We start from the raw sequence: 15623 nt of genomic DNA on the forward strand, positions 1-15623 counted from the left end.
GGAAGGAGTGACCCATGAGCGACCGCGACTTCATCGAGACCCGTGACGCGCAGCAGGAGACCAGCAAGTGGTAATTCGCTGACCCGGCGAATTGCCTATGCGTGACGCGTACCGCGCCGCCCGTACGGAACTGGTTTCCGTACGGGCGGCACGTCGTCAAAGAGAGGTTGAAGTGGTAGGAAATCGCGTTTCACACATCATCGACCTTCCCGCCGACACGCTGGTGATCGACGACTCCGCCGACGACCGCTACTGGGCGTCGGTCGAACGCGTCGTCGCACTGGCCGACGAGAAGGGCCGTACCCCCGACGGCATCCCGCTCCTCGCGAGCATCGCCGTCTCGCACCCCGAGTGGCCCGTCCGTGCCGGCGCCGTCCGCCTCCTCGCCACCCACCACTCGGGCGACGAGGCCGCCGCCACCGCCGTGGCCGCCGCCACCCACGACACCGTCGACTGGGTCGCGTTCACCGCGCTCAAGGTCATCGCCGAGCACCGCATCGGCGCCGCCGTCCCGGACCTCATCCGGATCTCCGGCTGGCCCAGCAACTTCACCCGTCCCGACTGGGCCCGCAAGCCCGTCGGCTGCGGCGCCGCACTCACCAAGCGCGCCCTCATCGCCGTCTTCGGCACCAAGGACCCCGCCGAGCTGCGCCGCCTGGAGGACGAGTACTTCTCCGAGATGCGGTCCAGGATCGCCGCCGCCCGCAAGCGGGTCCGCCGTCACGAGGACGTCGTCCTCGTCCCCGCCGGCCCCGCGATCATCGGCGCCGCCGACGAGCAGCCCGACGCCTTCCGCATGGCCCAGGACGACACCGTCCTGCGCGCCGTCGACGTGCCCGCGTTCCTCGTCGACCGGACCACCGTCACCAACGCCCGCTACCGCGACTTCCTCGAAGAGGTCGGCGACTCCGGCGAGTTCGACCACCCCGACCAGCCGCTGGAACGCACGCACCGCCCGGCCCACTGGCACGATCCGCGCTTCAACGCCCCGGACATGCCCGTCGTCGGCATCGACTGGTACGACGCGTACGCCTTCGCCGCCTGGGCCGGGGGCCGGCTGCCCAGCGAGGTCCAGTGGGAGAAGGCCGCCCGGGGAGTCGACGGCCGCCGCTTCCCCTGGGGCGACGACTGGGATCCCGGGCGCGTCAACTACGTGGAGCGGTCCTTCGGCCAGGCCGTCGCCGACCTGGACTCACTCGAAGCGCTCCTCGTCACCGTCGAGCAGGGCGAGAACCCGGCCCACCCCGTGCTCGCCGCGGACGCGCTGCCCGAGGGCGCCAGCCCCTACGGCGTCCTCCAGATGTCCGGAAACGTCTGGGAGCTCACCCGCACCAACTTCTACACCGGCGAGGACATGGACCCCTTCTTCAAGGGCCGCCACCCGCTGGACTTCATGAACCGCAAGGAAGCCTTCCACGTGCTGCGCGGTGGCACGTTCACGTCCCCGCCGACCTGCCTCACCACCTTCTACCGGGGCAAGGACCTCATCACCGACCGGCACATGGAGGTCGGCTTCCGCTGCGTGTACGAGGCGGACGGCTGATGCGCCTCACCTCACTCGGCCACGCCGCCGTCCTCGTCGAGACGGGCCAGGAGCGGATCCTCTTCGACCCGTGGCTGACCCAGCGCCTCGACCGCTTCTGGGAGCACCACCCGCCCCTGGAGGACGACCTCGTCCGCAGGGTCCTCGACGAGGGCGTCGACTGCGTGGTCCTCAGCCACCATCACTTCGACCACCACCACTACCCCTCCCTGGGTCTCCTCGCGGACGGCGCCGACGTCGACTTCGACGACACTCCGCGCCAGAGCACCGGCGTCACCTGCGTCTACCCGGCCGGACCCGTGCCGCCGACGCTCACCGCCTCCGGCCTCGGGCACCAGGCGATCTCCTGGACGCTGCGCCGCTTCGGCTTCGAGCGGCTGTGCCCGGTGCGGCCCGGTGACACCGTCACCCTCGGCGGGGCGACCCTGCGGACCTTCCCGTCCGCCGTCTCCTTCCCCGAGATGAGCGTGCTCGTCGAGACCGCGGACGCGGCCGTCATGATCTGCGGCGACGCGCTCCTGCACGAGGCGACCGTCGAGGCCTTCCGGCGCGAGGACGCGCCGAGGCTCGACCTCGCGCTCGTGCCCACCCACAGCGTCTCGCCGCCCGGCGTCCTCACCGAGCGCCGCCCGCTCAGCGACCCGGAGGGTGTCCGCGCCCGCGCCGTCGCCAACTTCGACCGGTACGTGGACTCCCTGCCGGCCGCCCTGACCGTGCCGTCCTCCTTCGGCTGGCGCGTCAGCGGCGACACCGACCGCGACTACGACTGGTGCAACCGCACCCTGTTCCCGTTCACCCCGGTCGAGGCCCTCGCACGCCTCACCGAGCGGGGCCGGGACGGCCTGCTGTGGGGTCCCGGCCAGGTCCTGGAGGTCGGCGGGGGGAAGGCCGGCCTCGTCGACGGGCCGGTCGCCCCCGACGCGTACGACTTCGACGAGGTCTACGCCGCCGTCCGGCTCGACCCGCGGACACCGGTCCCCGCCTTCGACGCCTCCCTCGACCGCTACGGCAGGCAGACCCGGTCCGCCGAGGAGCTGCTCCGCGAACTCCTCGACCTGCTCGTCGCCACCGACTACTGGTACCGGGCGCTCGACGACGGCGCCGGGCGGCACGTCGTCTCCCTGTACGAGGACGGCGGCGACGAGACCTCCTACCTCCTCGACCCGGTCGCCGGCCGGGTGACGAAGCTCGGCGCGGGCCCCGCCCGCGCCCACGTCACCCACGCCGAGGGCTGGACCGAGACGGCCGCGAGCACCCTGGAGGCCATGCTCGGCGCCGACCTCCTCTTCGGCAGCTCCTTCGGCCTGTGGGCGAGCGACGGCGTCCTGCTGTCCGCCGTCTTCCACCACCCCTCGTACTACACCCGCCACGTCGAGCGGGAACTCCGGGAGGCGAGCCGACCGTGAGCGACCTCCCCGAGACCGTGGTCTTCGAGCACCGGAGCGCCTGCCTGCGCGACAACCCGCTGGGGGACCCGCACACACGCCGGGTCGAGGTGCACCTGCCGCCCGGGTACGACGGTGTCCGCCCGTTCCCCGTCGTCCACTGGCTGCCCGGCTTCGGCGCCCATCCCAGCCTCACCGGCAGGGCCCTCGCCTTCGGAACCACCGTCGCCGACCGGCTCCGCACGGCCATGAGCGACGGCCGGGTGCCGCCCGCCCTGCTCGTCGTCCCCGACGGCACCACCTCCTACGGCGGCTCCCAGTACATCGACTCCGCCTCCTCCGGCCGCTACGCCGGACACCTCGCCGAGGTCGTCGCGGAGGTCGACCGGCGGTTCGCCACCCGGCCCGAGCCGCGCTGGCGCGCGATCGGCGGCAAGTCGAGCGGCGGTTACGGCGCGCTGCTCGCCGGCATGACCTCCGGCCTCTTCGGCTCGGTCATCGCCTGCTCGCCCGACGCCGGCTTCGAGCACAGCTACCTGCCGCTGCTGCCACGCGCCCTCGACACCGTCCGGGCCGCCGGCGGCATGGACGCGCTGCTCGCCCGCCGCGCGACCGGCCCCGTCGACGGGCCGTTCATGGTCGCCATGAGCATCATCGCCATGGGCATGTGCTACGCCGAGGACGCCCGGACCAGCCCGTCCGACGCGCTGCCCTGCGATCCCGACACCGGTGCCTTCCGCGACGATGTCTGGCGGCGGTGGCTCACCCACGACCCCGTACGCATGCTGGACGAGCACGCCGATGCGCTCACCCGCCTCGACCACCTCCACCTCAGCGTCGGCGAACGCGACGAGTACGGCATGCACTGGGGCGCCCGCGCCCTGCACGCCGCCCTCGACGCCCACGGCGTCCCGCACCACTACCGCGAGCACGAGGGCGGCCACCACGGCATCGAGCACGTCTTCACCGACGCCCTCGCCGGCCTGCGGCACGTCTGGTCCGGGAGGACGGTCGGCACATGTGCGGTATAGCGGGCTTCGTCAGCCTCGACGGCCGACGCGACGCCGCCTGGCTCGACGCCCTCGGCCGCACCATGACCGAGGCGATGGCCCACCGCGGCGAGAGCTCCCGCGCCCCCTACGTCTCCGCGTGCGGCACGGTCATGCTGTGCGCCACCCGGCTGGCGGTCCGCGACCGCTCCCACGCGGGCGACCAGCCCATGGCCGACCCCAGCGGACGGATCGTCCTCGTCCACAACGGCGAGGTGTACGGCTCGCGTTCGCCGGCGCCGCCGCTCTGGCCGCGGCGCACCACCTGCGACACCGAGTTCGTCCTCCAGCAGATACGCCGCGAGGACGAGCCCGGCCCGGCGCTGCGGCCCCTCGACGGCATGTTCGCGCTCGCCTGGCACGACACCACCACCGGCCGGGTCGTCCTCGCCCGTGACCACTTCGGCGTCAAGCCGCTCTTCTACGCCCATGTCGACGGCGGGCTGGTCTTCGCCTCCGAGCAGGGCGTGCTGCTCCGCACCGGCCTCGTCGCGGCCGAGGTGGAGCCCGAGGAGTTCGTGCTGCGCTCCTGGATCCGGATGGACGCGGCCGACGACCACACCTGGCTGCGCGGAGTCCGGTCGCTCCAGCCCGCCGAGTACCTGGTCATCGACCGGTCGCGGCTGCGTACCCACCGCTACTGGAAGCCGGCCTCCGTGGACGACCCCGTCGGGGCCGACGAGATCAGGGCGGCCTTCGACCGGGCGATCGAACAGCGCTCCGTCTCCGACGTGCCGCGCGCGGCCGTTCTCAGCGGCGGCGTCGACAGCACCGCGATCGTGGCCGGGCTCACCGCGCGGGGCGTCCCGCTCGACGGCTACGTGCTCCGCTACCAGGACGGCGTCGGCGGCTCCGGCGACGACGTCGCGTACGCCACCGGCGTCGCCGAGCACCTCGGTGTCCCGCTGACGGTCTGCGACCTCGACCAGAAGACGGCCGCCGGGCTCGTCCCCGTGCTGCCCACCCGGCTGATGCGCCCGCTGCTGCACGGCGCTGAACTCGCCATGCACCACCTGTACGGCACGATCGCCGCCGACCAGAACGTGGTCGTCTACTCCGGGCACGGCGCCGACGAGCTCTGGGGCTACCAGGACGGCCGCTACTTCCCCGTCGTCGACCCGTACGCGCCCACCTACATCCACGGCCGCCACTACCTCACCCACCGGCTGCACGCCGACGAACGGCCCGTCTGGGCCGAGCTCGTGACCTGGATGGCCCGGGAACTCGACGTCGACATGAGCGAGGTCACCGACCGGGTCTGGGCCCGCACGATGGACGAGTACCGGGCCGTCAAGACGGCGTCCCCGCTCAAGCGCGGCCGGCACCACCTCCTGCGGCGCTTCCTCGTCTACGTCAACGACATGGTCGACGCCACCTCGGCGACACACACCCTGGAGGACCGGCCCGTCTTCCAGGACGTCACCCTCACCGAGCTGGCCTTCCGCTGCCCCGAGCACCTGAAGGACTCCAACGAGCCCGGCACCCACAAGGGCCTCCTGAAAGAAGCCCTCGGCGACCTGCTGCCCGACCCCGTGCGGCACCGTCGCAAGCAGGGCTTCCCCAGCCCCACAGACCCGGGATACGTCCGCAGGCTGACCGAACTCGCCCAGGACCTGGGCAGCCCCTTCGGACTCCCGCCCGTCCCGGCCGCGATCCGGGCCGGACTGGGCGTCGGCGAATGGATGTTCCTGGCCTCCACCTCCGCCTGGCTCGGCCACCTCGCGGAGTTCAGAACCGAATCGAGGAGTCATGGTGAGCAGTCCCGTCCCGCACTGGCGCCCGCGGGTCCTGTCGAGCGCGTCCGGACTTGACCCGGTCCCCCCGGTCATCGAGGAGGAGCGGGCCCAGGAGTGGTGCCCCTTCGTACTGTGGCGGCCCAGCGCCCTGCCCGAGGGCTGCGACACCTCCGTCGGGACCCTCCGCCGCGAGGCGCCCCCCGGTCGTGTCGCGGCCGAGGGCCGCAGCCCCTGGAGCGACGCCAACCCCGCCGGGTACCGCACCGAGATCGGCGGCGGCGGACGGCGGCTGCGGCTGAAGCAGTTCCTGTACGACTGGGCGTTCCCCGCTGCCGACCACCCCTGCCTGTGGGGCGGCGAGACGCGGTCGCACGCGATCGGCGACGGCCGGGTGGCCTGGCTCGGCACCGACTACATGAAGCACCGGGCCGGCAGTGCCCGCCTCGCCGGGACGACCGTCGAACTCTCCGTGCTGGAAGGCGATTTCACCGACGAAGAACTGGTCGCCCTCTACGCCGGGCTGCGCCCCGCCGTACCCGGCGCGGTGCCACGCGTCCTCGCCACGCCCTTCTCGGAGCTGAGCTACTGGGCCCGGCACCCGGCCGAGATGGTCTCCGTGCCCACCGGCCCGTACCACTTCCACCGGCGCGGCAAGGAGCACGAGGGCGACTGGCTCCCCCCGGACCGGGTCGCCGCCTTCCTCACCGCGCAGGGCCTCCCCGTGACGGTCGGACCCTTCCGCGCGAACAGCGCCGCCACCTTCGGCGACGGCGGCACCGTCCGCGAGCTGGAGGCCGTCTACACCACGCCGACCGGCGAAGAGCTGCGCCTCACCGCCCAGAAGACCGGCGGCGGACGTCTGAAGTTCCCGCCGAAGCGCGACAAGCACCCGGCCGCGGACGAAGTCCACGCCCTCGCCGACGGCCGCCCGCTCCACCTCGCCCACCTGAGCGCCGCGTACGGCGCCTGCGACGCCTTCTGGCAGCACCCCGACGGCTACGACCTCCGCCTCCTCGGCAGCGCCCACGCGCGGCTGGGCCGCGAGCCCTTCCTCGCCCTGGCCGCCGCCCTCGACGCGCAGCTGCGCCTGGCGGGCCGCGCGGAGGCGCTGGGATGACGGAGGTCCCGGACGCGCCGCCTCCGACAGTCCCCGGGACGGACAGGGCCGGGCCCGCCCCCGCCGCCGGGCGGGGGATCGCCCACGACACCGCGTACGGTCTGTCGGCCTCCGCCCGGACCTCCGGCTCCGGGCGGGGCGAGCGGTTCGCGCCGGCCCTGCGCGCCGGCAGGGTGGGGATCAACACCCGGGACGGCACCGGGGCGACGGTCGGCGGCCTCGGCCGGTCCGGACACGGGCGCGAACCGGGCCTCCACGCGGTCGAGGGACGTACCGGGCCGCGCGCCGTCCGGGCCGTGCACCGGCCCGGGTGGTGGCGGTGGTGACCGGCGCCCCCGTCCCCGTACCGGATCCCCGGCTGGACTTCCGCAGCGACACCCGGACCGTCCCGGACGAGCGGATGCGCGCGGCGAGTGCCCTGGCCGAGGTCGGTGACGACGTGTACGGCGACGATCCGACGGTCGCCGAGCTCGAAGCCCGCACCGCCGCGCTCCTCGGCGTCGAGGCCGCGCTGTTCGTGCCCACCGGCACCATGGCCAATCTCCTGGCGCCTCTCGCGGCCTTCCCCGACCCGGCCGGGATCCGGGTGATCGTCGGGGCCGACAGCCACATGGGCTTCCTGGAGGCCGACGGGCTGCGGCGGTTCGGCGGCATCACCCTGGTCACGGTCGAGCAGGACGAGGACGGCCTCCCCGACCCCGGCCGCCTGGAGGCACTGCTCGCCGCAGGAGCCGGCCGTCCCACCGTGGTCTGCCTGGAGAACACGAGCATGATGCGCTCCGGCAACGCCCTGGACGAGGCGGCGACCCGGTCCGTGGCCGGCCTCGCCCACCGGTACGGGGCCCGCTTCCACCTCGACGGGGCCCGGCTCGCCCACGCGGCCGTCGCCCTGGGCGTCCCGCCCGCGGCGCTCGCCACACCCGCCGACAGCGTCGCCTTCTCGGTGTCCAAGGCCCTCGGCGCCCCCATGGGCGCGCTGCTCGGCGGCGGCCGTGCCTACGTCGCGCGCGCCCGCGAGCTGCGCACCGGACTCGGCGGCTCCCTGCACCAGGCCGGGGTGGTCGCCGCGCCCGCCCTCGTCGCCCTCGGGCGGCTGCCGGAGCTGGCCGCCGACCACGCGACGGCCGCCGCGCTCGCCGCCGGACTCCGGGCCGTACCCGGTGTCGAGGTGCTGAGTCCGGCGCACCCGACGAACATGGTGATGACACGGATCCCGGGTCTCGGCCCGGACGCCTGCGCGGCGGGCCTCGCCGCGCACGGGGTGCGCGTCCTGCCCCTCCCGAACGGACATGTGCGTTTCGTGACGCACCGCGCGCACGGCATGATCGGTGTGCGTGAGGCCGTGGGGGCGTTGACGGCCGTGGCGGCCGCCGTGCCCTCCCGCCGGCCGGCCCCCGGGACCGCGAGACCCCCGAGAGCGAGGAACTCCCCTGCCGGGGAGGCTCCCTGACCCTGATGGAGGAAGCATGACGGACGTGGCGGCACCCCGGACGCTCGAGGAGCGGCTCAAGGACACCCGTGCGCGCCTGGAGAACGACGTCGACCTGTGGCTGTCGACGGCGGGCACGGACGGCGGCGGGGTCCACCTCGTCCCGCTCTCGTTCCTGTGGGACGGCACCGCGATCCTCGTGTCGACCCCGCGCGCCTCGGTCACCGGGCGCAACATGATCACCGACGGCCGGGTGCGGATCGGCATCGGCCCGACCCGCGACGTGGTCATCGTCGACGGCGTGGCGGAACCGGTCGACACGGCGGAGCTCGGGCAGGAGACGGGGGACGCCTTCGCGGCGAAGACCGGCTTCGACCCGCGCGAACTGAAGGAGCAGTACCAGTACTTCCGCATCCGCCCGCAGCGGGTGCAGGCCTGGCGCGAGGCGAACGAGCTGGCCGGCCGCGGCCTCATGCGCGACGGCGCCTGGCGCGGCTGAGGCCCCGTCCTGTCTCGGCGTCCCCGCACCCCCGGCGACTCCGTCTCCGCCGGCCGGGCCGGCCTCCTGACCGGCCGCGCGGAGGCGGAGTCCAGTCGTTCTTGACCGGAGCTGCAGGGTGCCTTGCCAGCCTCGGTGGGCAAGGCACCCGTCTTTCTGGAAGGGCGAACATGGAAGCAGTCGAGGTTCCGGTCTTGATCGTCGGTGGCGGCGGATGCGGGCTGTCCGCATCCGTCTTCCTCTCCGACCATGGCGTCGATCACCTGCTGGTGGAGCGCCACTCGGACACGTCGAGGATTCCGAAAGCCCACTACCTCAACCAGCGCACGATGGAGATCTTCCGTCAGCACGGGATGGCGGACGACGTCCTCGCCGAGGCCGCGCCGCTGGAGCTGTTCGGCAAGGTGCGCTGGATGACCACGCTCGCGGGCGACGGTCCGATGGACCGGCGGCTCATCCACGAGATGGACGCCTTCGGCGGCGGTGAGCTGACGGAGACGTACGCGGCGGCCGGCCCGGTCCTGCCGGCCAAGCTGCCGCAGATGTGGCTGGAGCCGATCCTCAGGCGCCACGCGGAGGAGCGCAATCCGGGCCGTGTCCTCTTCGGCCACGAGGTCACCACCTTCTCCGACGAGGGCGACCACGTCCTCGCCGAGCTGCGGAACGTCGAGACCGGCGAGACCACCACGGTCAGGGCGAAGTACCTCGTCGGCGCCGACGGCGGGAAGTTCGTCGGTCCGAAGGCCGGCATCCGCATGGAGGGTCCGCCCGGTCTGGTCAACACCACGACCGCGTACTTCTCCGCCGACCTGTCCGAGTGGTGGGAGGAGGGCACGCTCATCACCCACTTCCTCAGCCCGGAGGACCCGGACCTCTCCAGCAACCTCATCGAGATGGGGCCGAGCTGGGGCAAGAAGTGCGAGCAGTGGGGACTCCACTTCGCCCCGGGCCCGCCGGGACGCTGGGACGCCGAGACCGTCGTCCCGCGCATCCGCGAGCTGCTCCGCATCCCGGACCTGGAGATCACCGTCCACAAGGTCACCGACTGGATCGTGGACGCGATCCTCGCCGACCGCTACCGCGTGGGCCGGGTCCTCATCGCCGGCGACGCCGCCCACAAGCAGCCGCCGGCCGTGGGCCTCGGCCTCAACACCGGTATCCAGGACGCGCACAACCTCGCCTGGAAGCTGGCGGCCATCCTCGGCGGCCAGGCGCCCGAAAGCTTCATCGACACGTACGAGGCCGAGCGCCGTCCGATCGGCTGCCAGAACGTCGACTGGGCCGTCGCCGCCGCGCAGCACCACCAGACGGTCATCGACGCCATCGGCGGCGGCCACAACATCCCGGCGGGCCGGCGCGGTCAGCGTCTGGCGGCGTACTTCGACCCTTCCTGGCTCGGCGAGACCACCCGGGCCCGCGCCCTGGAGATCTTCCACACCCACCGCGGCGGCTGCCAGTCGCTCGACATGGAGGTGGGCTTCGGTTACGAGGCGGGCGCGCTCGTCCCCGACGGCAGTGAGCCGCCGGTCCGCGTCCCGATGCGCAACGAGCACACGCCCACCTCCCGCCCCGGTCACCGGCTGCCGCACGCCTGGCTCGCCGGGGAGGACGGCGAGCGCGTGTCCGTCCTCGACCTCACCGGCACCGGCGGCTTCACGCTGATCGTCGGCGCGGAGGGCGACGCGTGGGCCGAGGCGGCGGCCCGGGTGGCCGGGACGTTCTCGGTGCCCGTCACCACCGTCCGGATCGGCGAGGCCGGCCCGTACGAGGACGTGGAACGGGGCTGGGCGGCCGTCCGCGGGATCGGTGAGGCCGGCGCGCTCCTGATCCGCCCCGACCAGCACGTGGCCTGGCGCGGTACGAACGGCGCCGGGGGCCCCGAGGACGCCGAGCGGATCCTGACGGAGGTCTTCACGGCCGTCCTGGGCCGCTGACGCCCGTCCGGAGAACGCAATCGAGAGTGTCCGCGCCCCGAAGGGTGCGGACACTCTCGTTGCGTTCTCCTGGCTCGGGCTCGGGCACGGACACGGACCTGGGCACGGACACGGGCCTGGGCACGAGCACGGGCCTGGGCACGGAGAACGGGCAGGGGAAACGGGCAGGGGAAAGCCCGGAACGAGAGTTCGTTCCGGGCGGATCTCCTCAGACGGACGCCGTGACCGGCCGGGCCGCGTCGCCCCGCTTCGCCAGCCAGGACAGCATCTCGTCGGCGGCCTTGCGCGCGGTGGCCATGCAGACACCCACGCCCACGCCGTCGTAGAGCGCGCCGCACACCGCGAGACCCGGCAGGGCCGCCACGGACTCCCTGATGCGGTTCACCCGGTCCAGGTGGCCCACGGCGTACTGCGGCAGGGCGTCCTGCCAGCGGCTCACCCGGGACTCGACCGGGACACCGGTCACCCCGGTCGCCTCGGCGAGCTCCGCAGCCGCCACCGCGACGAGCGAGGCGTCGTCCCGGACCAGCACCCGGTCCTCGCCGACGCGGCCCAGGAAGCAGCGGACGATCTCCACCTCGCCGGCCAGATGCGGCCACTTCACCGTGGTGAAGGCGACCTCCTTGACCAGCTTCCCCTCCACCGCCGGCACCCGGTACGCCGAGTAGCCGCGGCCGGAGAGCCCGCCGCCGGGGAAGGCCGCCTTCGGGTACGCGAGGGTGACCACGGCCACGCTCGCGTACCGCATCTCGCTCAGGGCCTCGACGGCCCCGCCGGCCGTCGGGACGCCGGCGAGCAGGCTCCCCGCCGGTCCCGCGGGGGTGGCGATGACGACCGCGTCGGCCTCGATCAGCTCCGGGGCCCCGGCCGGGCCGACCGTGATCCGCCAGCCGTCGGCGGTGCGCTCCAGCGCGCGGGCCGGGGCGTCGGTACGGAACACGGTGCCGGGGGCGGCGGCGAGCGTCTCCCGCACGACGGCCTCGGGCAGCGAGCCGAAGCCGCCCTCGAGCGTCGCCACGCTCACCGGCGGCGGCTTCTCGCCCGGGGCGAGGACCGGCACCAGGGCGCCCGCCGCGTCCGCGAGGGAGGCGTGGCGCCGGGAGGCCTTCGCCAGCGGCGTCAGCGTCGCCTCGAAGGAGAGCTCCTCGGCTCGGCCGGAGAACACGCCCGCGAGGAAGGGGTCGACGAGGCGGTCCACGACCTCCTTGCCGAAGCGGCTCCCGACGTAGTCGGCGACCGACACGTCCCCGTCCCGGTCGAAGGAGGGCAGGGACAGGTCCTGCCGGGCGCGCTCGACCCCCTCCTCGGACAGGACGCCGGACCGGGCCAGGTCGTCCATGTCGCAGGGCACGCCCATGAACTGACGGTCCGGCTGATGCCGGATCCCGCCCCTGGTCCAGATCGCGGAGGCGGTCACCCCGGCCGGCATGATCCGCTCGCCGAGCCCGGCGTCCTTGATCAGACCGGTGGTCCTGCGGCGGTTGGCGTACAGCGACTCCGCGCCCTCGTCGACGGCCACCCCCGCCACCTCGGAGACCTTCAGCTTGCCGCCGAGCCGGTCCGCCCCTTCCAGGACCGTGACCCGCACCGGCTCGTTCCGCAGGTGGAACGCCGTCGAGAGGCCCGCGATACCACCCCCGACGACGACCACGTGCGGCATGCCGGTCGCCTGATCCCGTTCGCTGCCAGCCATTCCACCAGCTCCTTCATGGTTACGGTGTCGTAAGCCGCCCCCGGGCGCCGCGATCGGCGCCGGGGCAGATGTGTCGGCAGTCTCGACGGGTTTCCCCGAACCCCGGTCGAGACCGGCTGGACCGCCGTCCTACCGCCGCTGGGCGGTGCCGAACCAGCGGGTGAGGGTGTCGGCGAGGGTGTCGACGGTGCCGGGAGAGGTCCAGGCGACGTAGCCGTCCGGACGGACGAGGACGGTCTCGAGGGCGGGTTCGCCCTCCTGGCTCCAGGCGCCGGTGACGACGTCGAGTCGGTCGTCGAGCCCTTCGGCGAGACGGGCGTGGGCCGGATCGGTGGTGATGAGGAGACCGTGCCCGGTGCGCAGCAGGTCACCGACACGGGCCGTGGCGCCGTCGGCGAGGGCGAGTTCGCGCCCGGGAGGCATCCGCAGACCGAGCAGGGGGTGCTCGCCCTTGCCGAACTCGTAGCGGACACCGAGGTTGCTCAGCATCCCCGCCAGATGCTCGGCGGCGCCCTCCTGGCGCACCAGCTCTCCTATGATCTCGCGCACCGGGTCCATGTCCTCGCCGGTGAGCCGCAGTTCGATCGCGGCTCGCGCGTTCCGGGCCAACTGCTCGCCGACCGGACGCCGTTCGGAGTCGTACGTGTCGAGCAGGCCCTCGGGCGCCCAGCCCCTGACCGTGGCGGCCAGCTTCCAGCCGAGGTTGACGGCGTCCTGCACTCCGACGCTCAGCCCCTGGGCCATCGCCGGCGGCTGGACGTGCGCGGCGTCGCCCGCCAGGAGCACCCGGCCGCGCCGGTAGGCCGCGGCGGATCGCGAGGCGTCGGTGAAGCAGCTGAGCCAACGGCACTCCGCGTGGTGCAGGGACTCTCCGGTGAGCCGGTGCCAGGCGTCCGCCAGATCGGTGTACGTGAGGGCGGCGCGGTCACGCGGTGCCGTGCCGGCCTCGTGGACGACGAGGCGGGTGACGCCGTTCTCCAGGTCCATCGCCATGATCATGCTGCCGCCCGGCAGGTTCTCGCCGATGCGCCGCCTGCGGGTCTCGACGCCGGTGACGTCGGCAGTGAGGAAGCCGCGTCGGCCGTCGGTGCCGGGGAAGTCGATCCCGGCCAGCTTGCGGACCAGGCTGCGCCCGCCGTCGCAGCCGACGAGGTACGCGGCGGTCTCATCGGCCGGGCCGTCGGGGCCGGTCACGCGGACGCGGACGCCCTCGCCGGTCTCCTCGAAGGCGGTCACCTCGTGGCCGCGCCGGATCTCCACACCGAGCCCGGCGACCCACTCCCCCAGCACCCGTTCGGTGCGGAACTGCGGCACGCCCCGGAGTCCGTAGTGGTCCTCGGCCAGCGGGGCGAAGTCGATCGGCACCCCGCCGAAGTGCGCGTCGGCGGGCTCGGTCGGGCCGAGGCCGCCGAGGAGTCCGCGCTGGTCGAGGCATTCGGCGGCGCGTTTGGTGATGCTGGCGCCGCGCGACTCGCGCGCGGGGGCGGCCAGACGTTCGCAGACGACGACGTCCGCGCCGCCGAGCGCGAGTTCGCCCGCCAGCATCAGGCCTACCGGGCCCGCTCCGACGACGATGACATCCCTGGGCATGCGTGTGCTCCTTGTCCGTTCCTTGGTTCCGCGAGGGGAGGTGCCGGTCACCGCTGGGCGGTGCCGAACCAGCGGGTGAGGGTGTCGACGAGGGTGTCGACGGTGCCGGGGGAGGTCCAGGCGACGTAGCCGTCCGGACGGACGAGGACGGTCTCGAGGGCGGGTTCGCCCTCCTGGCTCCAGGCCCCGGTGACGACGTCCAGGCGGTCGTCGAGCCCTTCGGCGAGACGGGCGTGGGCCGGATCGGTGGTGATGAGGAGACCGTGCCCGGTGCGCAGCAGGTCACCGACACGGGCCGTGGCGCCGTCGGCGAGGGCGAGTTCGCGCCCGGGAGGCATCCGCAGACCGAGCAGGGGGTGCTCGCCCTTGCCGAGCTCGTAGCGGACACCGAGACCGCTGACGATCCCCGCGGCACGCTCCGCCGCGTCCTTCTGGGCGAGCAGTTCGCCCATGACCTCGCGTACCGGGTCCATCTCCTCGCCGCTGAGGTAGATCTTGCCTGCGGCGCGGGCGTTGCGGATCAGCTCCCGTCCCACCGGGCGGCGTTCGGCGTCGTAGGTGTCCAGGAGCCCCTCGGGCGCCCAGCCCCTGACCGTGGCGGCCAGCTTCCAGCCGAGGTTGACGGCGTCCTGGAGGCCGGCGCTCAGGCCCCAGGCCGCCAGCGGCGGGATCTCGTGGGCGGCGTCGCCCGCCAGGAGGACCCGGCCGCGCCGGAACTCCTCGGCCAGGGCGGCGGAGTTGCCGGTGGCCCACAGCCACTGCGGCTCGGCGTCGTGGAGGGACTCGCCGGTCAGCCGCTGCCAGGCGTCCGCGACCTGCGTGAAGGTCAGCGTCTCCGTGTCCGGGTTCGCGGGCAGCGCGAGGTCGTGGACGACGACGCGGAAGCGGCCTTCGCCGACCGGGGTGCACACGACCATGGAGCCGCCGGGCAGACGCTCGCCGATCGGACGCGGGCGCGGGGCGGCCCCGGTGATCTCGGCGGTGTACATGCCGCGGGTGGACGCCCAGCCGGGGGCGGCGATACCGGCGAGCCGCCGGACGGTGCTGTCCACGCCGTCGCAGCCGACGACGTACGCGGCGGACGCCTCCCCGGGACCCTCGGGGCTGTCGTACGAGACGACGACGCCGTCCCCGGTCTCCCGGAGCCCGGTCACCTCGCGGCCGCGCACCACCGGCACGCCGAGATCGGCCAGCCAGCCGGCGAGCGCCTCCTCCGTGCGTGCCTGGGAGAGGCCGAGGACTCCGCTGTGGTCCTCGTCGAGCATGCCGAGGTCGAAGCGGACCCCGCCGAAGTGGCCCATCGGACCCCAGCGGAAGGAGCCGATCCGGTCGAGCACCCCGCGCTGGCCGAGCGACTCGGCGGCGCGGCGGTTGAACCCGAGGGCGCGGGATTCCCCGGAGGGAGAGGGCTCTGCGTCGTAGACGGCCACGTCCGCCCCGCCGAGGCGGAGTTCTCCGGCCAGCATCAGGCCGACCGGTCCGGCCCCGACGACGATGACGTCAATAATTCTCATGCGAGGTGAAGCTACTCACTGGAATATCCGGTCGCAAGAAAAGGAATAAGCGCGCGCGGGGAGGGCGTTCGACTGCGGATTGCTCCTGCTTGAACGTCGGCCCTGAACGGTTGAACAAAAGGGCCGATGGCAAT

At 73.6% G+C, this 15623-nt stretch carries 12 protein-coding genes; 9 read left to right on the forward strand and 3 right to left on the reverse strand.

Annotated elements, in window-relative coordinates; translation table 11 throughout:
• The first annotated feature begins 172 nt into the window (after positions 1–172).
• The 9 genes from KME66_RS10380 (at position 173) to KME66_RS10420 (ending at position 10692) form a co-directional block, all read left to right on the forward strand.
• Entirely contained in the window at positions 173–1543 is a 1371-nt protein-coding gene (locus tag KME66_RS10380) for an SUMF1/EgtB/PvdO family nonheme iron enzyme (RefSeq protein ID WP_253208288.1), read from the forward strand.
• Positions 1543–2949, forward strand: coding sequence for an MBL fold metallo-hydrolase (locus KME66_RS10385; protein WP_216321251.1), 1407 nt, complete (start codon positions 1543–1545; stop codon positions 2947–2949). The genes KME66_RS10380 and KME66_RS10385 overlap by 1 nt, the downstream gene beginning before the upstream one ends.
• Positions 2946–3959 carry an alpha/beta hydrolase-fold protein gene (locus KME66_RS10390; RefSeq protein ID WP_216321253.1) on the forward strand — a complete coding sequence of 338 codons (1014 nt, stop codon included), beginning with the start codon at positions 2946–2948 and terminating at the stop codon, positions 3957–3959. Before KME66_RS10385 ends, KME66_RS10390 begins: the two co-directional genes overlap by 4 nt.
• On the forward strand, positions 3947–5788 hold the full coding sequence (locus tag KME66_RS10395) for an asparagine synthetase B (protein WP_216321257.1): 1842 nt from the start codon (positions 3947–3949) through the stop codon (positions 5786–5788). The genes KME66_RS10390 and KME66_RS10395 overlap by 13 nt, the downstream gene beginning before the upstream one ends.
• Positions 5727–6830 (forward strand): hypothetical protein, encoded by a 1104-nt coding sequence (locus tag KME66_RS10400; RefSeq protein WP_216321260.1) that lies wholly within the window; start codon positions 5727–5729, stop codon positions 6828–6830. The genes KME66_RS10395 and KME66_RS10400 overlap by 62 nt, the downstream gene beginning before the upstream one ends.
• Positions 6827–7156 (forward strand): aldehyde dehydrogenase family protein, encoded by a 330-nt coding sequence (locus KME66_RS10405; RefSeq protein WP_216321264.1) that lies wholly within the window; start codon positions 6827–6829, stop codon positions 7154–7156. Before KME66_RS10400 ends, KME66_RS10405 begins: the two co-directional genes overlap by 4 nt.
• Complete coding sequence (locus KME66_RS10410; protein WP_216321267.1) at positions 7153–8280, forward strand: low specificity L-threonine aldolase; 1128 nt, start codon at positions 7153–7155, stop codon at positions 8278–8280. The genes KME66_RS10405 and KME66_RS10410 overlap by 4 nt, the downstream gene beginning before the upstream one ends.
• A gap of 16 nt (positions 8281–8296) precedes the next feature.
• Positions 8297–8758: a pyridoxamine 5'-phosphate oxidase family protein gene (locus KME66_RS10415; RefSeq protein ID WP_216321272.1), complete on the forward strand. Its 462-nt coding sequence runs from the start codon at positions 8297–8299 to the stop codon at positions 8756–8758.
• Positions 8759–8928: 170 nt separating this feature from the next.
• The gene (locus KME66_RS10420) at positions 8929–10692 is read left to right on the forward strand and encodes an FAD-dependent monooxygenase (RefSeq protein ID WP_216321274.1); all 1764 of its coding nucleotides are present in this window, start codon (positions 8929–8931) and stop codon (positions 10690–10692) included.
• 208 nt (positions 10693–10900) lie between these two features.
• Here the strand turns inward: KME66_RS10420 and hemG are convergent, their stop codons facing one another.
• The 3 genes from hemG to KME66_RS10435 all read right to left on the reverse strand — a co-directional run bounded on the left by hemG (position 10901) and on the right by KME66_RS10435 (position 15489).
• A complete protein-coding gene (gene hemG / locus KME66_RS10425; RefSeq protein WP_216321276.1) occupies positions 10901–12385 on the reverse strand; it encodes a protoporphyrinogen oxidase in 1485 nt (494 codons plus the stop codon).
• Positions 12386–12514: 129 nt separating this feature from the next.
• The gene (locus KME66_RS10430) at positions 12515–13975 is read right to left on the reverse strand and encodes an FAD-dependent monooxygenase (protein WP_216321279.1); all 1461 of its coding nucleotides are present in this window, start codon (positions 13973–13975) and stop codon (positions 12515–12517) included.
• Between the two features lie 47 nt (positions 13976–14022).
• Entirely contained in the window at positions 14023–15489 is a 1467-nt protein-coding gene (locus KME66_RS10435; RefSeq protein WP_216321281.1) for an FAD-dependent monooxygenase, read from the reverse strand.
• Between the last annotated feature and the right edge of the window lie 134 nt (positions 15490–15623).

It is taken from the genome of Streptomyces sp. YPW6 (assembly GCF_018866325.1).
In the GTDB taxonomy this organism is placed as follows: domain Bacteria; phylum Actinomycetota; class Actinomycetes; order Streptomycetales; family Streptomycetaceae; genus Streptomyces.